Raw genomic sequence first — 20,352 nt, 5'->3', positions numbered from 1 at the left:
CGGATCCCGCGCAGACGGACTGAACAGGGGCCGCACCCGCCCGGGTGCGGCCCCTCGTCGTGTCCGGGGCATGTGGGAAATGTGCAGATCGCTCACTCGCCAGGTGGGAAACGAGACAGGTGTCCAGCGTCAAGGGGGGTCCCGTGACGGTTCAGTCTCGTTTCTGCACGATGGGATGACATTTGGGTCACGTGGTTTAAGCGAAGCTGAATGACCAGGGTAAACCGGGCTAAACTCGCCGCACCGAACAGCAATGGACAACGGTGTCGAATGCGCGCATACGGCACCGTTACCCTCAGATGCGCAAGGAGCGCGCGTGCGCACACGCCTCGTGACCGTGCTGCTCGCCCTGATCACCGCCATCCTGGTGATCCCCGGGCCGGCGGCGACGGCGGACGAACAGGGCGGTGAAGCGCTGCAGGGTCAGATCCGCAACCCGGACGACCGGGATCAGGGTGTCGAAGGCATCACGATCCAGGTGTTCGACGGTGAGGACGAGATCGGGGCAGCCGAAACCGACTCTGATGGAAATTGGGTGGTGGAGCTGCCCGGACCGGGCACCTACCGCGTCGTGGTGGACCAGGAGTCCGTTCCCGCAGAGTTCTCCGTACGGGAGACGGCCATCCTCGTCGACGGCGAGACCGAGGTGGAGGTCGAGGCGAACGATCAGCGTCCCCTGATCATCGCTTTGGAACCCGCCGGAGGCGGCGGGGAGTCGGACGCCGAGTCGCCCTCGGCGTCGGACTCGGAGACCCCGGCCGAGGACGACGCGGGCGCGGAGGAGGGCGATGTCGCCCCCGCGGCCGGCGGCTCCTTCGGCTCCAGGGTCATCCAGCTGACGGCGGCGGGCCTGCTCTTCGGCCTGGTGATCGCGATCTCGGCGATCGGCCTGTCGCTGATCTTCGGGTCGACGAAGATGATCAACTTCGCCCACGGCGACATGGTCACCTTCGGGGCCATGGTCGCGCTGGTGTTCAGCAGCGGTGCGGCGGGCATGGGCAACTCCCTGCTCGCGGTCTTCGCGGGTCTGGGGGGTGCGGTCCTCATCGGCGCCTTCCTGGAGACCCGGTTGGCGCGGACCGCCCTGATCATCGCCCAGTGGTCGTCGATCTTCGCCGGTATCGCGCTGGCCACGGTGCTGGGCGTGCTGGGCGACTCGGTGGGCTGGCAGGTCCCGCTGTGGATCGCGGCGGGTATCGCCGTGGTGATGGGCGCCGTGCTGGGCGCCTCCATGGAGCGGTACATCTGGCGTCCCCTGCGCCGCCGCAACGTGGCGCTGATCCAGATGTTCATCGTGTCGATCGGTCTGGCGCTGATCCTGCGCCACGTGATCCTGGTGCTGTTCGGTGCGGACCGCAGCCGGTACGCGGGCTTCCAGATCCAGGAGGTGGTGCGGCTGGGGCCGATCGCGATGCCCCCGCGCGACCTGGTGATCATGGGCGTCGCGGTCGTGGTGCTGGTGCTGGTGGCGTGTCTGCTGCAGTTCACCCGGATCGGCAAGGCGATGCGCGCGGTGTCGGACAACCGGGACCTGGCGGAGTCGTCGGGTATCGACGTGGACCGGGTCACGCTGTACGTGTGGGGCCTGGGCGGCGGTCTGGCGGCGCTGGGCGGTGTTCTGTACGGCCTGAACCAGGTGGTGCAGTACGAGATGGGCTTCCGTCTGCTGCTGCTGATGTTCGCCGCGGTGATCCTGGGCGGGCTGGGCACGGCCTACGGTGCGATGGTCGGCGGTATCGCCGTCGGCCTGGTGGCGATGCTGTCCACCCTGTGGTTCCCGTCGCAGCTGATGCAGGCGTGGGCGCTGGCGTTGATGATCCTCATGCTGCTGGTCAGGCCCCAGGGCCTGCTCGGGCGTGCTGAGCGGGTCGGCTAGGGGAGAAGACGATGGACATCCTTTCTATCCTGGTCGAGTCGGTCCGGTCGGCCCTGGGCCCGATCGCGGCGATCTACGCCCTGGCGGCCATCGGCCTGAACCTGCACTTCGGGTACACGGGCCTGCTGAACTTCGGCCAGGTCGGCTTCATGCTGGTGGGCGCGTACGGCGTCGGTATCAGCGTGTCGGTGTTCGGTCTGCCGCTGCTGGTCGGTTTCGGCGTGGGCCTGCTGTGCGCGCTGGCGCTGGCGCTGCTGCTGGGCATCCCGACGCTGCGGTTGCGGGCGGACTACCTGTCGATCACGACGATCGCGGCGGCGGAGGTGGTCCGGTTGGTGTACCGGGCCGGGTTCGCCGAGCCGCTGACCGGCGGTGTGTACGGTCTGCAGAACCTGGCGGGCGGTTTCCGCGAGCTGAACCCGTTCGAGCCGGGTGCGCGGTACGGCTTCGGTGAGCTGACGTACACGGGTACGCACCTGTGGACGATGGTGGTGACCTGGTCGCTGGTGCTGTTGATGGCGGGTCTGACGTGGCTGTTGATCCACAGCCCGTGGGGTCGTGTGATCAAGGGCATCCGTGAGGACGAGGACGCGGTCCGCAGCCTGGGCAAGAACGTGTTCGCGTACAAGATGCAGATCCTGGTGCTGGGCGGTCTGATCGGTGCGCTGGCGGGCTGCATGATGGCGGTGCACCAGGCGTCGATCCAGCCGGACCAGTTCAAGCCGCAGGTGACGTTCTTCCTGTGGGCGATCCTGCTGCTGGGCGGGGCGGGCCGGGTGTTCGGTCCGGTCCTGGGCGCGATGGCGTTCTGGTTCCTGATGAGTTTCACGGACGGTGTGCTGAAGTACGTCGGCCGCGACCTGGGGCTGATGCCCTTCCTGGACGGTCCGGACTACGGTGCGCTCCAGCTGGCGTTCGCGGGCCTGATGTTGGTGCTGCTGATCGTGTTCCGTCCACAGGGCCTGATCGGGGACCGCAAGGAGATGCTGATCAATGTCAAGTGACGAGACGGGCCAGAAGGTGGTCGACCGTATGTCGGGCACCGAGACGGTGCCCGGTTCGGCCAAGGCCGACCCGATCCTGGTGGTCGACGGCGTGCGGCGTTCGTTCGGCGGTCTGACCGCGGTGGACGTGGAGCACCTGGAGGTGCAGCGCGGGACGATCACGGCGCTGATCGGTCCGAACGGCGCGGGCAAGTCGACCCTGTTCAACCTGTTGACCGGTTTCGACCGGGTGGACCGGGGGACGTGGTCGTTCCAGGGGCAGCGGATCAGCGGCAAGCGGGGCCACCAGGTGGCCCGGGCCGGGATGGTGCGCACGTTCCAGCTGACCAAGGCGCTGACCCGGTTGACGGTGCTCGACAACATGTTGTTGGGGGCCAAGGGCCAGGCGGGGGAGCGGATGGCGGGTGCGTTCGCGCGTCCGCTGTGGCAGCGCCAGGAGCGGGCCAACACCGAGCGGGCGCTGGAGCTGCTGGAGCGCTTCAAGCTGATCGCCAAGCGCGACGACATGGCGGGTTCGCTGTCGGGCGGGCAGCGCAAGCTGCTGGAGATGGCGCGCGCGCTGATGACCGACCCGGACATGATCATGCTGGACGAGCCGATGGCGGGTGTGAACCCGGCGCTGGTGCAGTCGCTGCTGGGGCACATCACGTCGTTGCGCGACGAGGGCAAGACGGTCCTGTTCGTGGAGCACGACATGGACGTGATCATGGGCATCAGCGACTGGATCGTGGTGCTCGCGCAGGGGCAGGTCATCGCCGAGGGGCGTCCCTCGGACATCCGCTCGAACCAGCAGGTCATCGATGCCTACCTGGGTTCCCGTGAGGAGGACTGAGCATGAGTGAGAGCGGGACCGGGAACGGCAACGGGGAGTTGGAGCCGAAGGCCGAGGCCGGGGTGAAGCCGGAGGCCGGAGCCGGGTCGAAGGTCGAGGCCGGGGCGAAGCCGGAGGCTGAGCTGATCCCGGAGTCGGCGGAGGAGGCCGTGGTGGCCCAGGAGCACCGTGAGGAGCTGCTGGAGCAGGCCATGGAGGAGTCCGTGGAGGTGGGTGATCCCGGGGACTACCTGGTGCTGGCCAAGGAGCTGGTGGCCGGGTACGTGCCGGGGGTGAACATCCTCAACGGGTGCACGCTGACGCTCACCGAGGGCGAGGTCGTGGCGATCATCGGTCCGAACGGGGCCGGGAAGTCGACGCTGATCAAGACGATCTTCGGGTTGATCCCGATCCGTGAGGGCGGTCTGACGCTGCGGGGGGTGAGCATCGCGGGTCTGCCGGCGCACAGCCTGGTGGAGCGCGGTGTGGGTTACGTCCCGCAGACGCAGAACGTGTTCCCGTCGCTGACGATCGAGGAGAACCTCCAGATGGGGGCTTATCTGCGGCCGAAGGCGTTCGCGGAGCGGTTCACGTTCGTGGCGGAGCTGTTCCCGTTGCTGGGGGAGCGGCGCAAGGCGAAGGCCGGGTCGCTGTCGGGCGGTGAGCGCCAGATGGTGGCGATGGGGCGGGCTCTGATGATGGACCCGTCCGTGCTGCTGCTGGACGAGCCCACGGCGGGGTTGTCGCCGCTGTACCAGGAAGAGGTCTTCCAGCGGGTGAAGCAGGTCAACGAGGCGGGTGTCTCGGTGATCATGGTGGAGCAGAACGCTCGCCGGTGCCTGCAGATCTGTGACCGGGGGTACGTGCTGGACCAGGGTCGCAACGCGTACACGGGTACGGGTGCGGACCTGTTGAACGACCCGAACGTCATCGAGCTGTACCTGGGGACCCTCGGGAAGAAGGACTGACCGGGGACCGGTCGGGGGGTTGTGAGACCGGCCGGGGAGTAGTGGGGAGGCGGGGCCTGAGGGCTCCGCCTCCTTTGTTGTGGGGGTGGTTTCCCTGGTTCGCGAGGGTCGGTGCTGTGGGTACGCGCGGCGGCACCTTCTGGGGTGGGGGGCGCGGTTCTTCCTTCCCCCGCTGGCTGATGCTGCGGGTACGCGCGGCCTTCACCCCCTGGGGTTGAGGTGTGCGGTCCTGTGCCCGGTCTGGGGCCGGGGGCGCGGGTGCGTGCGGCTTTCACCCCCGCTCCCGTCCGTACCGCGGTCATCCGCGGGAGTAGGCAACGGCGTGGAGCCCCCTCACCGCCGCCGGCGCCCCCAACCTTTCCAGGCGGTGCGGGTGCGCGCGCTCCGCGTGCACCCGGCTCCGGCAGTCACACCCCCACCACCCCGGGCGGGAGCCCAACGATTCCCCCTGGCGGTCTGCCGGACACCGACTGCGGCCGGGGCCGGGCCCACCCGGCGCGGACCGCCGTTCCCAAGCGGCCGAGCTCTTGGAAACCTACAACTACCTCGGCGAAGACCCCCTGGGGTCGGGCACCCTACTGGTGTGACACGGCTGGGGCGGAGGTCCCGGTCGGGTGGGAAATCCCCTGCGGCGGAGGCGCTGCGACGCCCTCCGGCTATGGCCGGCCCCCGGGTGTGGTCCCCGGGGGTGGGGGGCTGCGTTGGTGTCCGGGGGAATGGGGAGCGCCCCGGGCCTGGGGCCCGGGGCGCTTGGGGGGTGGTGGGTGGTGGGTGGTGGTGTTACTCGTTGACCGAGTACTCCTCGAAGCCGAGGGTCTCGTATCCCTCTTCGCCGAAGTGGAAGATCTGGAAGGTCGCGGAGGTCGGGTCGCCGTTGTCGTCGAAGTCGATGTTGCCGCTGGCGCCCTGGTAGTTGATCTCCTCGCCGTCCGCGAGCAGGTCGCGGCACTCGGCGAAGGTGGTGCACTCGGTGCCCTCGGGGGCGCTGACGTTGGGCAGCTCGGCGACGTAGTCGGCCGGGGCGATGCTGCCGGCGGCCTCGGCGGCCAGGGCGATCACGGTGACGCAGTCGAAGACCTGCGGGCCGAACTGGAAGGTCTCCAGGTCCGGGGCGAACTCGGCCAGGCTCTCGTTGAACGCCTCGTTGTCGGCGCCGGGAGCGACACCGGTGATGCCGGTGACGATCTCGGGGTCGCTCTCGTTGACGGAGGTGCCCAGCTCGGGGCTGTTGAGGCCGTCGGTGATGTAGAGCTGGTCGCCCTCGGTGCCGGTCTCCAGGAGCTCGGCGATGACCTGGGCGCCCTCCTCGAAGGAGATCAGGGCGATGGCGTCGGCCTCGGCGTCGTTGACGGCGCTGACCACGGAGCTGAAGGTGGTGGTGTCGGGGTCGTAGGTCTCGTTGGCCACGACCTCGGCGCCCAGGTTCTCCAGCTCGGTCTGGAGGCCGCCGGCGTAGCCGGCGCCGTAGTCGTCGGCGCGGGAGACGATGGCGATGCTCTGGTGGCCGTCCTCGACGATCTTGCGCGCCATGACCGGGCCGGAGAGCAGGTCGCTGGGGGCGGTGCGGAAGTAGTAGCCGCCGTCGTCGATGTCGGTGAGGTCCGGGGCGGTGTTGGAGCCGGAGCACTGGACGATCTGCGAACCGGTGATGGTGTCGTAGGTCGCCTGGGTCATGCCGGAGGCGGCGGCGCCGATGACGGCGTTGACGCCGTCGGAGACGAGCGAGTTGGCGGCCTCGTTGGCCTGGGCGGCGTCGCCGGCCTCGTCGCCCGGGGTGGGGGCGGGGACCTCGGTGCCGAGGATGCCGCCGGCCGCGTTGATCTCCTGGATCGCGTACTCGGCACCGGCCAGCTGGGGCGGGCCGAGGAAGGCGAGGCTACCGGTCTGGGGGTAGAGGATGCCGAACTGGAAGGCTTCGCCGCCGCCGGCGCTGTCGCCGCCGCCGTTTCCATCCTCACCGCCGCCACACGCGGTCAGCCCCAGTACCAGGGCCGCGGTTGCGGCAGTGAGGCCTAGGACCTTCTTGCTTGCCATGATGTGGTCACTCCGTTCAACCGGCGAGCACGTGCTGCGTGGTGCAGCCGTGCCGGATGGTGCTCTTGCGCCCTGATGCCCGCGATGTGTGGCATGACTTAATCGGGAGCGTTAGCGGAGCTTAATCACGGAAGTTCATGGTTCGAAAGCGTGGAATGCGCGTTGGTGCCGACTCGCCGTCAGGCTGTTATGGCTCTGTAGTCATCCCGGGCATCGTCTGGACGGTGGTTCTGCCTGGGTGGGCGCGGGGTGACAAAGTGTCGCGGCGGCGCGCGGACAGGGGTCCGAGCGTCGAACTTTGCGGTCGGGTTACAGGGCGACTTCACAGTGTTGTGAAGGCGCCCTGTTTTCGGCTGGCCGTATTTTCAGTTGCCCGGCAGTTCCCGCAGCATGCAGGTGAGGCGGGAGGTGCACACCTTGCGGTCCTGGTCGTCGGTGATGGTGATGTCCCAGGTGGCCAGGGTGCGGCCGAGGTGGACGGGGGTGGCGACGCCGGTCACGTGTCCGTCGGTGGCCGAGCGGTGGTGGGTCGCGTTGATCTCGATGCCGACGGCGACCTTGCCGAACTGCTGGGCGTGGAGGGTGGATCCGATGGATCCCAGGGATTCGGCCAGGACGCAGGAGGCGCCGCCGTGCAGGAGGCCGAAGGGCTGGGTGTTGCCCTTGACGGGCATGCGGCCGACGACGCGTTCGGCGGAGGCCTCGGTGATCTCGATGCCCATGCGCTCGGACAGGCCGCCCTCGGCGAGCAGCTTCCGCATCTCGGGGTCCATGGTGTTCCGCCTTTCGGTCGTCGAAGTGTCCGCGTCGCATCCTAGGATTCATCTGTGGTGACCAATCGTGAGACCCCCGAGACATCGCAGGCCGGCGGACGTCCCCGCCTTCTCCTCCTGGACGGCCACTCGATGGCCTTCCGCGCGTTCTTCGCGCTGCCGGTGGACAAGTTCGGCACGAGCACCGGGCAGTCGACCAACGCCGTGTACGGCTTCGCGTCGATGCTGGTGAAGCTGCTCAGAGACGAGGAGCCCACCCATGTCGCGGTGGCGTGGGACCTGTCGGGGCCCACGTTCCGGCACGAGGAGTACGCCGAGTACAAGGACGGGCGTTCGGAGACGCCGCCGGAGTTCCCCTCCCAGGTGCCGCTCACCCAGGAGCTGATGCGGCTGATCGGGGTGACCAACCTGTCCTCGCCGGGCTTCGAGGCCGACGACGTCATCGCGACGCTGGCCCGTATGGGCGGTGAGGCGGGTGCGGAGGTGCTGATCGCCTCCGGCGACCGGGACGCGTTCCAGCTGGTCACCGATTCGTGCACGGTGCTGTACCCGGGCAAGAGCCTGTCGGACCTGCGCCGGATGGATCCGGCGGCGGTGGAGGAGAAGTACGGGGTGTCCCCGCAGCGGTACCGCGACCTGGCGGCGCTGGTGGGGGAGAAGGCCGACAACCTGCCGGGTGTCCCCGGGGTGGGCCCCAAGACGGCGGCGAAGTGGATCGTCAAGTACGGCTCGCTGGACGGGCTGGTCGAGCACATCGACGAGATCGGCGGCAAGGCGGGGCAGAACCTGCGCGACCACCTGGACGACGTGCTGCGCAACCAGCGGCTCAACCTGCTGGCCACCGACGTGGACCTGGGGGTGGGTCTGGACGACCTGCTGCTGGGGCGGGCGGACCGGGCGGGGGTGGACGCCCTGTTCGACAACCTGGAGTTCGCGTCCAACCTGCGTGAGCGCCTGTACGCGGTGGTGGCCCTGGAGGAGGCCGCCGCGCAGGCCCCGGCGGGTGAGGGTTTCGAGGTCGACCTGACGGTGGCCGGGACCGGGACGCTGGCGGCCTGGCTGGCCGAGCACGCGGCCGCCGACGACGTCACCGCGGCGGCGCCGGCCGGCCTGGCCCTGGAGGGGGCGTGGGGCGCCGGCACCGGCCGGGTGGACGGGCTGTCCATCGCGGTGGCGTCGGGTGCGGCGGTGTCGGTGGACCCGGCGCTGATGGACGCTGCGGACACCGAGGCGCTGGCGGCGTTCCTGGCCGACCCGGAGCGGCCGGTGGCGGTGCACGAGTACAAGGGGGCGCTGCTGGCGCTGGGCGCCCACGGCTGGGACCTGGGCGGGGTGGTGAGCGACACCGCGCTGGCCGCGTACCTGGTGCAGCCGGGGCAGCGCCGGTTCGACCTGGTCGACCTGTGCCGCAAGTACCTGGGGCGGGAGCTGGAGGAGGAGGCCCCCGGCGACCAGCTCGCGCTGGACCTGGACGGTGGCGGGTCCACCGGCCGCTGGCAGGCCCTGGCGGTGCGGGCGGCGGCCACCCGGGACCTGGCGGCGGTGCTGGCGGCCGAGGTGGACAAGCGCGGCGGCGCGCACCTGCTGAGCGGGGTGGAGCTGCCGCTGGTGCCGGTGCTGGCGCGCATGGAGCGGGCCGGGATCGCGGCCGACCGCGCCTATCTGGAGGAGCTGCAGGGCGAGTTCGCGTCGGCGGCGCGGGCGGCGGTGGAGCGGGCGCACGAGATCGTGGGCCGGGAGTTCAACCTGGGTTCGCCCAAGCAGCTGCAGCAGGTGCTCTTCGAGGACCTGGGGCTGCCGCGGACCAAGAAGATCAAGACGGGGTACACCACCGACGCGGACGCGCTGACGTGGCTGGCGGCCCAGACCGACAACGAGCTGCCGGGGGTGCTGCTGCACCACCGCGACCAGACCAAGCTGCGGACCACGGTCGAGGGGCTCATCAAGACGGTCGCCGACGACGGGCGCATCCACACGACGTTCAACCAGACGGTGGCGGCGACCGGGCGGCTCAGCTCCACCGATCCCAACCTGCAGAACATCCCGGTGCGCACCGACGTGGGGCGGCGCATCCGGCGGGCGTTCGTGGTGGGGGAGGGGTACCAGGAGCTGCTCACCGCGGACTACAGCCAGATCGAGCTGCGGATCATGGCGCACCTGTCGCAGGAGAAGGCGCTGATCGACGCGTTCAACAGCGGCTACGACTTCCACGCGCAGATGGCGGCGCAGGTGTTCGACATCGAGGTGGGGGACGTCGACGGCGAGGCCCGGTCGCGGATCAAGGCGATGAGCTACGGGCTGGCGTACGGGCTGAGCGCCTACGGGCTGTCGCAGCAGCTGGGCATCACGCCGGAGGAGGCGAAGAAGCTCATGGAGGACTACTTCGCCGAGTTCGGCGGGGTGCGCGACTACCTGAACGCGGTGGTGGAGGAGGCCCGCAGGGTGGGGTACACCGAGACCATCCTGGGGCGGCGCCGATACCTGCCGGACCTGACCAGCGACAACCGGCAGCGGCGGGAGATGGCCGAGCGGATGGCGCTCAACGCGCCCATCCAGGGGTCGGCCGCCGACATCATCAAGGTGGCGATGCTCCAGGTGGACGCGGCGCTGGCCGAGAGCGGGGCCGCCTCCCGGGTGCTGCTGCAGGTGCACGACGAGCTCGTGGTGGAGGTCGCCCCGGGTGAGCGGGAGGCGGTGGAAAACCTCGTGCGCCACGAGATGAGCACCGCCTATGATCTGCGTGTTCCGCTGGCCGTGTCGGTCGGCGGCGGACGCAGCTGGCACGACGCCGCGCACTAGCGGGGGAGGGGGACGGTGACGTGAACACGGGTACCGCCGGGGACGGCGGTCTGGTCGTGGGGCCGGTCACCGTCCCCGCCGATGCCCTGGCGTGGCGGTTCTCCCGCTCGTCGGGGCCGGGCGGGCAGCACGTCAACACCTCCGACACCCGGGTGTCGCTGTCGCTGGACGTGGCGGGGTGCGCGGCGCTGGGGCGGACCCGGCGCGAGCGCGCCCTGGAGCGGCTGGCGGGGCGCCTGGTGGACGGGGTGCTGACGGTGTCGGTGCAGACGCACCGGTCCCAGGCCCGCAACCGGGCGGAGGCGCGGGAGCGGATGGCCGCGCTGCTGGCGGAGGCGATCGCGCCGCCGCCGCGCGAGCGCAGGGCGACGCGTCCGGGCCGGGCGGCGCGGCAGCGCCGGCTGGACGCGAAGAAGCGCCGCGGGGACATCAAACGGTCACGCTCTCGGCCGACTTCGGACTGACCGGAACCGGTGCGGAGGGCGCCCGGTGATGCCGGGTGACCGTCCCCGTACGGACCGCACCGATCGGCCCGGAGGGCCGCGGGAGCCCCTGTGGGGGCAGGTGTCCACCCAGTTCACGGGTGACGGTGCCGTCTAGTTGATCTTCACCTGTGCCTCGGGTACATTGCGGCCATTGCGATCTTCGCCGGGTTGGCGCTCCAGGGTTCCGATTGACCAGGAAGCCCTTGTCTCATATGCTGGCCGGAGCGTTGTGGGTTCGTGCGCCGTCTGATGTCTCCCGCCAGGGAGGCCGAGGGGCGGCACCACCAAAGTCCACGCTTCTGGACCCGGCGGTCGGTCGCTGCGGAAGGCTCCTTTCCGCGGTGGCACCGTTCCTCTCCTTCAGGATGACGGATCGGCGGGCTCGGATCTGCGGCGTGCCCATCTTCTGAATCTGTCCGTATCCGGAGTCCACCCACAAATGACGAGCAGCACCGAGGCCACCTCGACACCCCAGGTAGCGGTCAACGACATCGGGTCCGAGGAAGCCTTCCTCGCGGCGATCGACGAGACCATCAAGTACTTCAACGACGGTGACATTGTCGAGGGCACCATCGTGAAGGTCGATCGAGACGAGGTCTTGCTCGACATCGGCTACAAGACCGAGGGTGTGATCCCGTCCCGGGAACTCTCGATCAAGCACGACGTCGACCCCGGTGAGGTCGTCGCCGTCGGCGACCAGGTCGAGGCCCTGGTCCTCCAGAAGGAGGACAAGGAAGGCCGTCTGATCCTGTCCAAGAAGCGCGCCCAGTACGAGCGCGCCTGGGGCACGATCGAGAAGATCAAGGAGGAGGACGGCGTCGTCACCGGCACCGTCATCGAGGTCGTCAAGGGTGGTCTCATCCTCGACATCGGCCTGCGCGGCTTCCTGCCCGCCTCCCTGGTCGAGATGCGCCGCGTCCGCGACCTGCAGCCGTACGTCGGCCGCGAGCTCGAGGCCAAGATCATCGAGCTGGACAAGAACCGCAACAACGTGGTCCTGTCCCGCCGCGCCTGGCTCGAGCAGACCCAGTCCGAGGTCCGCCAGACGTTCCTCAACACCCTCCAGAAGGGCCAGATCCGCAAGGGTGTGGTCTCCTCGATCGTCAACTTCGGTGCGTTCGTGGACCTGGGCGGCGTCGACGGCCTGGTGCACGTCTCCGAGCTGTCCTGGAAGCACATCGACCACCCGAGCGAGGTCGTCGAGGTGGGCCAGGAGGTCACCGTCGAGGTGCTGGACGTCGACATGGAGCGCGAGCGCGTCTCCCTGTCGCTGAAGGCGACCCAGGAGGACCCGTGGCAGCAGTTCGCCCGGACCCACCAGATCGGTCAGGTCGTCCCGGGTAAGGTCACCAAGCTCGTCCCGTTCGGCGCGTTCGTCCGCGTCGAGGAGGGCATCGAGGGCCTGGTCCACATCTCCGAGCTGGCCGAGCGCCACGTCGAGGTGCCCGAGCAGGTCGTCCAGGTCGGCACCGAGATCTTCGTCAAGATCATCGACATCGACCTCGACCGCCGCCGCATCAGCCTCTCGCTGAAGCAGGCCAACGAGAGCGTCTCGCCGGACCAGGTGGACTTCGACCCCACCCTGTACGGCATGGCCGCCGAGTACGACGAGCAGGGCAACTACAAGTACCCCGAGGGCTTCGACGCCGAGACCGGCGAGTGGCTCGAGGGTTACGAGGCCCAGCGCGACGAGTGGGAGCGCAGCTACGCCGAGGCCCAGGCCCGGTTCGAGGCGCACCGCAAGCAGGTCGAGGAGGCCCGCGCGGCCGAGGCCGAGGCGGCCAACGCCCCGGTCGAGGCCGAGGAGGAGGACTACACCGGCGGGTCCCAGGGCTCCGGTTCCGGTTCGGAGTCCGCCTCCAGCGGTGCCCTGGCCTCCGACGAGGCCCTGGCCGCCCTGCGCGAGAAGCTCGCCGGCGGCGACGCCTGACCGGTTCGGTGAACCGTTCGGCGGGTCCCGTCCGCGGGACCTGACAGCCTGACGAAGGGCCGTCCCCACCAGGGGGCGGCCCTTCGCCGTGTCCTGGGCCGGGAGCGCACCGTGTCGTGGCCGATCGGGCTAGTCTCGTGCCGTGCCCCGGCGAGCGGGGCGTGTGAGGAGACGGCGTGTTCGAGATCCACCCGGCCGCCCCCGCCGACGCGGGGGAGATCCACACCCTGCAGCGGGCGGCGTTCGTCGACGAGGCCCAGGCCTACGGGGACCCGTTCATCCTGCCGCTGACCGAGACCCTGGAGCGGGTGGAGCGGCTGCTGGCCGACCCCGGGTCCCTGGTGCTCAAGGCCGTCGAGGGGCACCGGATCATCGGCGCGGTGCGCGCGCAGGTCACCGGCACCACCGGGGTGGTGGGCCGGCTGGCGGTGGCCCCGGACCGGCGGCGGCGCGGGGTGGCGGCCGCGCTGCTGGAGCGGATGGAGGAGGACTTGCGGGGCCTGCGGCCCGACCTGGCGGCGCTGACCCTGTTCACCGGGGCGCAGAGCGCGCAGAACCAGCTCCTGTACCGGCGTGCGGGCTACGCGGTGACGCACCGGGAGCGGGTCGCCGACCACCTGGTGATGGTGCACATGCGCAAGGAGCTGGCGGCGGTCACCTCCGGCTGAGGGGGTGGGCGCGCCCCCAACCGGTCAGGGCCAGGAACCAGCAGAAGAACGCGACCAGGTACAGGTAGAAGGCCACCGTCGCGTCGCCCCGCGCGACGAAGAAGAGGCCGGTGGCGACCCACCACGCGATCGCCTCCCACAGCTCGTACAACCCCCAGGACAGCATGGCGGTGATGTAGCCCGAGGCCAGGAGCATCCCGGCCATCCGCTTCGGCGTCCACCGTTCGGCATAGCGCAGGCGCACCCACAGCAGGACGCAGGCCGACACGACGGGGCCCGAGGCGAAGAGCAGCACCGTTCCCGCGGCGGGGTACAGCAGGGCGGCCCAGGCGGCGCCGAGTGCCGCCAGCCCCGCCACCGCGTACAGCAGGCGGACGAGCGGGCGGGCGGGCTCGTAGGGCCGGGGCTTCGCGGGTGCGGCCCGGCTCCAGCGCAGGATGCGCTCGATGCGCGGGTGGAGCCTGCGCAGGCGCTTGTCGCGCTCGGCGGTGAGAGCGTGCACCGTACGGCCCTTCGCCCCCCGGCCGCGGGCGGCGAGGACGGCCCGGTGGGCCTGGAGGGCGGCGCGGGCCAGGGGTGCCAGGACGGCGGCCTCCGCGGCGTACGGATCGGGGCCGGGCAGGGGGCCGCGGGCCAGGTCGCGGCGGATCCGGCGGCGGCGCAGCAGCATGATGCGGCCGGCCCGCCACTCGTGGTCGCGCAGGCGGCCCAGGACGCCGCCGGCACCGGGCAGGGGCGCTCCGGTGCGCTTCAGCTCGTCGAAGGCGTCGACGCACGCGCGCAGGTCGGCCAGCGCCTGCTCGCGCGGGTGCAGCGGGCGGGTGGCGCGCAGGCCGCCGGGCTCCTCGGCGGCGGGTTCCCACGGAGTGGCGGGCAGCAGGTGGGGGGTGATGTGGTCGACCCCGTGGACGGACCGCCGGTCCCGGGACCAGTGGCGCGCGCCGGCCAGGGCGACGACGGCGAGGACGGCCGAGAGCAGGGCGGCCCCGGCCCCGGGGCCCGCGATCAGCTCCCGGACGGAGAGGTGCAGCAGGTGGGCGGCCGCGGCGCAGGCCGCGGCCAGGCAGAGTCCCAGGGCGGTGAACAGGACCGGGGCCGCCCACCGCGGTCCGCCCAGCGCGGGGGAGAACGTCCGGGGCCGGGCGTACACGGCGACCGCGCCCGCGCAGCCCGCCGCCCCCAGGCCCAGCAGGAGCCCGCCGGCCCAGGAGGGCACCGGGACGAGCAGGGCGAGGGCGGCCGCGTACATGTGGACGCCGGCCGTCCACAGGTGGGCGCGGACCGGGTCGGGCGGGTCGAGCGCCCGGGAGGGGGCGGTCAGGCCGTCGAGCCGGGCGGTCAGCCGGGCGACCCGGTCCGGGGGGAGGCCGGGGCGGACGGTCGGCCGGGGTGCGGTCACGGGGACTCCGGGGGGTGGGGGGCGGTGGAGGGGCGGCGGTCACTAGGGTCGTGACATGCTGAAAGTGGGACTCACAGGGGGGATCGGCTCGGGTAAGAGCGCGGTCTCCGCGGAACTGGCCGGGCACGGGGCCGTGGTGATCGACGCCGACGCGATCGCCCGCGAGGTGGTGGAGCCCGGCACACCGGGCCTGGCGGCGGTGGTCGAGGAGTTCGGGGAGGGCGTGCTCGCCCCGGACGGGAGCCTGGACCGGCCCCGGCTGGGGGAGATCGTGTTCGCCGACGAGGCGCGGCTGGCGCGGCTCAACGCCATCGTGCACCCGCTGGTGGGCGAGCGCAGCGCGGAGCTGATGGCGCGCGCCGAGGCGGACGGCGCCCCGGTGGTGGTGTACGACGTGCCGCTGCTGGTGGAGAACGGCCTGGAGTCGCTGTACGACGTGGTGGTGGTCGTCGACACCCCCGACGAGGTGCGGGTGGACCGGGTGGTCCGGAGCCGGGGCATGGACCCTGAACAGGTGCGGGCGCGGATCCGGGCGCAGGCCGACAGAGAGACCCGGCTGGCGGCGGCGGACCTGGTGGTGGACAACTCCGGGACCCGGGAGCAGCTCACGGAGCGGGTCGCGCAGGTGTGGGAGGAGCTGCTGGCCAGGGCGTCCTGACCGGGCACCGGCGCGGCGGCGCCCGGCCGGGCACGGGGGCGCGCCGGGGCCGCGGGGCCGGGGGCGGTGCGGGCTCGCATGGGTGTCGCCTCGGGGTCGGGGTGGGGAGGGCGGACGCGGGGGCGTCCGCCCGTCGGCGGGTCGGGCGGGGCCGGTCGGCCCGGGCCCCTACGGCGGTGCCTGCTCGGCCCGCGGGTGCAGGCCGCCGGCGCCGGTCGCGGCGAGGACCCAGCAGACCAGCGCGGCCAGGCCGTACAGTCCGGCGGTGACGACGTCCCCCGGCGCGGCGTCGGAGGCCTGCGGGGCGAGCTGCGCGAACAGGAGCGCCAGGGCGCCGTGGAGGTAGTCGGCCAGCGCGCCGCCGACGAGGAGGCCGACCAGGGCGACGCCCGCCAGGTACAGGCGCGAGGTCCCGGGGTCGTACCGCAGGTTGCTCCACACGATGAAGGCGCCCACGGCGGCCCCGCACACGATCGCCAGGTGCACGGTGGCGTACGGCTGGGAGAGGGCGGACAGCCCGGCGGGCACCAGGAGCAGACCCGTGAGCGCGGTGGCCGCCCGGGACGACGGCCGGGCCCGTGCGCGCCGGACCGGGCCGGGGAGCAGGACGGGGATCCCGCCGGCCCCGCGCGGCCGCTCGTCGGCGTGCTCCCGCGGCGCGCGCGGTCCTCCGGCCGCCACGGCGTCCTCCGCGGCGGCCCCGTGCGCCTCGACCTCCCGCCGCAGCTCCCGGACCCGGTCCAGGTAGGCGGCGCCGTACCGGTCGGGCTCTTGGGCGGCCCGCCGGGCCAGCGCGCCCAGGCGGACGGCCTCCTCGGCCTCCTCCGGCCGGTCCTCCTCGGAGAAGGGGATCTCCGTGTCCGGATCGGGGACGAGGGCCCGGATGACGTGGGCCGCGTAGACCTGCGCCCACTCCGCCCGGCGCATCAGCCCGGTCGCCCACGCGGCGTCCGGGTCGGGGGCGAGGACGCGCTCGGCCTCGGCGGCGCTGTCGGTGGCCTCCTGGAGGAGGAACAGGTAGGGGGTCTCCGGCCAGGTCCCGGGCGGCCCGCCGTCGACGGGGTCGGGGTGGGGGTACAGGTAGGGGGCGGCCGCGAGCGCGGCGACGCGTTCGTCGGCGCTCCGGGGCCGGTGCGGTCCGGGCCGCGGTGTTCCGGGCGGCGTCGCGGAATCGGGGGCGTGGTCGGGGTCGGGCGTGGGGCGAGCGTGCATGGGCCGCCTCGGCGTTGAGTGCGGTCGGTGGACGGGGTGCCGGAGCGGGCGGCCTCGGGGTGGGATGCCCCCATGATGACCGGGTGCGGGGCCCGGAAAACGGGGATGGCCGCTACCGGCCGCGCGGCGGCCCTCGGCCGGGCAGGGCGGAGCGCGCCCCGGCGTCCGTGCGCGGGGGCGGGTGCGGACGGCCTCAGTCCTCCGTCGGCTGCGGGGCCGCGGGTTCGGGGGACCGGGCCTGACGTGGTCGGGGGATGTCCAGGGGCTCGCGGCGGGTCCGCCCGGCCTCGGGGTGCAGCGCCGCCGACAGGGAGGACCCGGCGTCCACGGCCTCGCGCACCAGTTCCTCCCGGACCGAGTGGGCGGCCCGCACGCTGAGCAGGCTGTCGTCGATCTCGTCGGTCTGCATGGCGCCGCGCGCGGTGGTCAGGGCCAGGTCGGCGTACTCGGCGGCGCGGTCGGCGATGGCCTGGCACTGCTCCCACTCGCGGTGGGCGGTCACCGCGGCGTGGACGCGCTCGCCGTAGTCGGCCAGGACGCCGATGCGTTCGGCCAGGGCGGCGTGGGCGCGGGCCACCGCCTCCTCCTGCGGCTGCAGGGCCCGGGTGACCTGCCGGGACACCGCCTCCCGCTTGCGCTGGACCAGCTCGCGGCGCAGGGCGCGCAGCCGCAGCAGCTCCTGCGACATGCGCCATTCCTCCTCGCGGAGCAGCGGCAGGGTGTGGGCGGCGTCGAAGGAGGCGCCCAGCACGCGGGTGCCCTCCTCGACGCGGTCGGTGGCCTGCTGCAGGCGGGCGAACAGGTGGGCCTCGGGCTCCTCGTGCCGGGTGGCGTAGCTGTAGGGGCGGCCGAAGTCCTCGGGCAGCACGTACCGGCGGCGGTTCTCCGAGGCCAGCCGGGGCAGCATGCCCGGGCGCATGATCGCGCCGGCCCCGCCCCCGGCGACGGCCAGGTAGAGGGCGGCGGCGGAGGCGCTGCCGGGGACGGCGGCGGCCAGGGGTTCCAGGGCGTCGCCCAGGACCACGTGGCCGGTCAGGACGGCGGCGGCGGACAGCGGCAGCGCCCAGAAGCCGTGCATGAGCAGGTCGGCCCAGTCGTCGGCGAGCGAGCCCCGGTCGGAGACCAGGCCCAGGACGACGGCGGTGACGATGAGGCACAGCAGGGCGATGAGCGGGGTGGCCGCACCGGGCACGAGCAGGGCGAGCGCGGCCAGGGAGGTGCCGCCGGCGGCGGTAAGGGCGGCGCCGCGGCGCCAGGTGAGCCGTGAGGAGGGGCCGACCGAATCCGGCAGCAGCCGCTCGGGGTGGGCGTGCAGACGGGCGATCGTCCGGCGCGGCAGGGTCGGATCGAAGGTGGGTCGGGAGGGGTGGGACACGGCTGGCACCTCTATTCCGGGGGCACGGTTTCCGGGGGTACAGTGCGCTGATTTCGATGGTAACCCCGGGATCCCCGCCCGGTCAGGGGTCTTCGGCGGGCTGTGGACGGACGGTCCGGCCGCCGGTGCCGCGGGGAGGCGCGTCGGCCTCCGGCCGCGGGATGTCGTGGGCGGTCGGTAGCGTTAGGTGGACGGGGGCCCGTGTGCGGGGTCGGGCCCCGGGCGACGAGGGGATGAGGGCGACGTGCGACCGGTCACCGAGATCAAGCGCAGTGAGAACCCGTTCGAGGTGGTCTCGGACATGCGTCCGGCGGGCGACCAGCCCAAGGCGATCGAGGAGATCACCCGGCGGGTGCGCGGCGGCGACGCGCACACGGTGCTGCTGGGCGCGACCGGCACCGGCAAGACGGCGACGGTCGCCTGGACCGTGGAGCAGCTGCAGCGGCCGACCCTGGTGATGCAGCCCAACAAGACGCTGGCCGCGCAGTTCGCCAACGAGCTGCGGCAGATGCTGCCGAACAACGCCGTCGAGTACTTCGTGTCGTACTACGACTACTACCAGCCCGAGGCGTACGTCCCCCAGAGCGACACCTACATCGAGAAGGACTCCTCGATCAACGACGAGGTGGAGCGGCTGCGCCACTCGGCGACCAACTCGCTGCTCACCCGCCGGGACACGATCGTGGTGGCGTCTGTGTCGTGCATCTACGGCCTGGGCACGCCGCAGGAGTACGTGGACCGGATGGCGCAGCTGTCGGTGGGCATGGAGGTGGACCGCGACGACCTGCTGCGGCGCCTGGTGGAGATGCAGTACACCCGCAACGACATGGCGTTCACGCGGGGCACGTTCCGGGTGCGCGGCGACACGATCGAGATCATCCCGGTCTACGAGGAGCTGGCGATCCGCATCGAGATGTTCGGTGACGAGGTCGAGCGGCTGCTCACCCTGCACCCGCTGACCGGGGAGGTGCTGGGGGAGAGCGAGGAGATGTTCATCTTCCCCGCCTCGCACTACGTGGCCGGCGAGGAGCGCACCGCGCGGGCGGTGCAGACGATCGAGGCGGAGCTGGGCGAGCGGCTCGCGGAGCTGGAGGGCCAGGGCAAGCTGCTGGAGGCGCAGCGGCTGCGGATGCGCACCACCCACGACCTGGAGATGATCCGCCAGCTGGGGACGTGCTCGGGCATCGAGAACTACTCGCGGCACTTCGACGAGCGCCCCCCGGGCAGCGCGCCCAACACGCTGCTGGACTACTTCCCCGACGACTTCCTGCTCGTGCTGGACGAGTCGCACGTGACGGTCCCGCAGATCGGGGCGATGTACGAGGGCGACGCCTCCCGCAAGCGGACCCTGGTGGACCACGGGTTCCGGCTGCCGTCGGCGCTGGACAACCGGCCGCTGAAGTGGGAGGAGTTCGTCGGGCGGATCGGGCAGACGGTGTACCTGTCGGCGACCCCGGGCCGCTACGAGCTGCGCCAGAGCGCGGGCGACGTGGTGGAGCAGGTCATCCGGCCGACCGGCCTGGTGGACCCGGAGGTGCTGGTCAAGCCCACCGAGGGGCAGATCGACGACCTGGTGCACGAGATCCGGGTGCGGGCCGAGCGCTCGGAGCGGGTGCTGGTCACCACGCTGACCAAGAAGATGGCCGAGGACCTCACCGACTACTTCGCGGAGCTGGGCATCCGGGTGCGGTACCTGCACAGCGAGGTGGACACGCTGCGCCGGGTGGAGCTGCTGCGGGAGCTGCGGGTCGGCGAGTTCGACGTGCTGGTCGGCATCAACCTGCTGCGGGAGGGCCTGGACCTGCCCGAGGTGTCGCTGGTGGCGATCCTGGACGCGGACAAGGAGGGCTTCCTGCGGTCGGAGACCTCCCTGATCCAGACCATCGGCCGGGCGGCGCGCAACGTGGCGGGCCAGGTGCACATGTACGCGGACAACGTCACCGACTCGATGCGGGCGGCGATCGAGGAGACCACCCGGCGCCGCGAGAAGCAGCTGGCGTACAACGCCGAGCACGGTATCGACCCGCAGCCGCTGCGCAAGCAGATCGCGGACATCCTGGACTCCCTGAACCGGGAGGACGTGGACACCGAGGAGCTGATGGCGAGCGGGTACCGCGGCGCGGGCGCGGCGGCCAAGGCCCCGGTCCCGGCGCTGGGCGAGCGGGGCGTGGACGCGGCGAACATGCCGCGGGCGGAGCTGGCGGGCCTCATCGACCAGTTGAGCGGGCAGATGCACCAGGCGGCGGCGGACCTGCGGTTCGAGCTGGCGGCCCGGCTTCGGGACGAGATCGGCGAGCTCAAGCGGGAGTTGCGGGGCATGGACGCGGCCGGGACCCCCTGAGCCGTGGGGCTTCCCGCCC

15 protein-coding genes are annotated in these 20,352 nt (G+C 71.9%); 10 read left to right on the top strand and 5 right to left on the bottom strand.

Annotated features, from left to right (window positions below; translation table 11 throughout):
• Positions 1 to 316: 316 nt before the first annotated feature.
• The 4 genes from ABZ249_RS02060 to ABZ249_RS02045 are packed head-to-tail and all read left to right on the top strand — an operon-like array spanning position 317 to position 4,659.
• Positions 317 to 1,876: a branched-chain amino acid ABC transporter permease gene (locus ABZ249_RS02060; RefSeq protein WP_355255959.1), complete on the top strand. Its 1,560-nt coding sequence runs from the start codon at positions 317 to 319 to the stop codon at positions 1,874 to 1,876.
• A gap of 11 nt (positions 1,877 to 1,887) precedes the next feature.
• Positions 1,888 to 2,880 carry a branched-chain amino acid ABC transporter permease gene (locus ABZ249_RS02055; protein WP_355255956.1) on the top strand — a complete coding sequence of 331 codons (993 nt, stop codon included), beginning with the start codon at positions 1,888 to 1,890 and terminating at the stop codon, positions 2,878 to 2,880.
• On the top strand, positions 2,870 to 3,712 hold the full coding sequence (locus ABZ249_RS02050) for an ABC transporter ATP-binding protein (RefSeq protein WP_355255953.1): 843 nt from the start codon (positions 2,870 to 2,872) through the stop codon (positions 3,710 to 3,712). Before ABZ249_RS02055 ends, ABZ249_RS02050 begins: the two co-directional genes overlap by 11 nt.
• Positions 3,713 to 3,714: 2 nt before the next feature.
• Positions 3,715 to 4,659: an ABC transporter ATP-binding protein gene (locus ABZ249_RS02045; RefSeq protein WP_355255950.1), complete on the top strand. Its 945-nt coding sequence runs from the start codon at positions 3,715 to 3,717 to the stop codon at positions 4,657 to 4,659.
• A 780-nt stretch (positions 4,660 to 5,439) separates the two neighbouring features.
• Here the strand turns inward: ABZ249_RS02045 and ABZ249_RS02040 are convergent.
• Entirely contained in the window at positions 5,440 to 6,693 is a 1,254-nt protein-coding gene (locus ABZ249_RS02040; protein ID WP_355255947.1) for an ABC transporter substrate-binding protein, read from the bottom strand.
• A gap of 365 nt (positions 6,694 to 7,058) precedes the next feature.
• Complete coding sequence (locus ABZ249_RS02035) at positions 7,059 to 7,466, bottom strand: hotdog fold thioesterase (protein ID WP_355255944.1); 408 nt, start codon at positions 7,464 to 7,466, stop codon at positions 7,059 to 7,061.
• A gap of 54 nt (positions 7,467 to 7,520) precedes the next feature.
• Between ABZ249_RS02035 and polA the strand changes: the two genes are divergently transcribed.
• The 4 genes from polA to ABZ249_RS02015 all read left to right on the top strand — a co-directional run bounded on the left by polA (position 7,521) and on the right by ABZ249_RS02015 (position 13,348).
• A complete protein-coding gene (gene polA, locus ABZ249_RS02030; protein ID WP_355255941.1) occupies positions 7,521 to 10,265 on the top strand; it encodes a DNA polymerase I in 2,745 nt (914 codons plus the stop codon).
• Positions 10,266 to 10,285: 20 nt separating this feature from the next.
• A complete protein-coding gene (gene arfB / locus ABZ249_RS02025) occupies positions 10,286 to 10,729 on the top strand; it encodes an alternative ribosome rescue aminoacyl-tRNA hydrolase ArfB (protein WP_355255938.1) in 444 nt (147 codons plus the stop codon).
• A gap of 460 nt (positions 10,730 to 11,189) precedes the next feature.
• A complete protein-coding gene (rpsA, locus tag ABZ249_RS02020) occupies positions 11,190 to 12,680 on the top strand; it encodes a 30S ribosomal protein S1 (RefSeq protein WP_220562431.1) in 1,491 nt (496 codons plus the stop codon).
• Positions 12,681 to 12,856: 176 nt separating this feature from the next.
• Positions 12,857 to 13,348: a GNAT family N-acetyltransferase gene (locus tag ABZ249_RS02015; RefSeq protein WP_355255935.1), complete on the top strand. Its 492-nt coding sequence runs from the start codon at positions 12,857 to 12,859 to the stop codon at positions 13,346 to 13,348.
• Here the strand turns inward: ABZ249_RS02015 and ABZ249_RS02010 are convergent.
• Positions 13,335 to 14,747 carry a hypothetical protein gene (locus tag ABZ249_RS02010; RefSeq protein WP_355255932.1) on the bottom strand — a complete coding sequence of 471 codons (1,413 nt, stop codon included), beginning with the start codon at positions 14,745 to 14,747 and terminating at the stop codon, positions 13,335 to 13,337. The genes ABZ249_RS02015 and ABZ249_RS02010 overlap by 14 nt on opposite strands.
• Before the next feature lie 55 nt (positions 14,748 to 14,802).
• Here ABZ249_RS02010 and coaE point away from each other — a divergent pair, with 55 nt between their 5' ends.
• Positions 14,803 to 15,405: a dephospho-CoA kinase gene (gene coaE, locus ABZ249_RS02005; protein ID WP_355255929.1), complete on the top strand. Its 603-nt coding sequence runs from the start codon at positions 14,803 to 14,805 to the stop codon at positions 15,403 to 15,405.
• 168 nt (positions 15,406 to 15,573) lie between these two features.
• On the opposite strand, the gene ABZ249_RS02000 is transcribed toward coaE, so the two are convergent.
• Together ABZ249_RS02000 and ABZ249_RS01995 are read right to left on the bottom strand one after the other, a co-directional pair.
• On the bottom strand, positions 15,574 to 16,617 hold the full coding sequence (locus tag ABZ249_RS02000) for a hypothetical protein (protein WP_355255926.1): 1,044 nt from the start codon (positions 16,615 to 16,617) through the stop codon (positions 15,574 to 15,576).
• A gap of 193 nt (positions 16,618 to 16,810) precedes the next feature.
• Positions 16,811 to 17,992, bottom strand: a complete 1,182-nt coding sequence (locus ABZ249_RS01995) for a hypothetical protein (protein ID WP_355255923.1) — start codon at positions 17,990 to 17,992, stop codon at positions 16,811 to 16,813.
• A 244-nt stretch (positions 17,993 to 18,236) separates the two neighbouring features.
• Between ABZ249_RS01995 and uvrB the strand changes: the two genes are divergently transcribed.
• The gene (gene uvrB / locus ABZ249_RS01990) at positions 18,237 to 20,333 is read left to right on the top strand and encodes an excinuclease ABC subunit UvrB (protein ID WP_355255920.1); all 2,097 of its coding nucleotides are present in this window, start codon (positions 18,237 to 18,239) and stop codon (positions 20,331 to 20,333) included.
• Positions 20,334 to 20,352: the final 19 nt, after the last annotated feature.

Origin of the sequence: Nocardiopsis sp. NPDC006139 (assembly GCF_040614155.1) — a bacterium.
In the GTDB taxonomy this organism is placed as follows: Bacteria; Actinomycetota; Actinomycetes; order Streptosporangiales; family Streptosporangiaceae; genus Nocardiopsis; species Nocardiopsis changdeensis.
The sequence above is the reverse complement of the archived record's forward strand: the minus strand, read 5'-3'. Positions and strand labels throughout refer to the sequence as shown.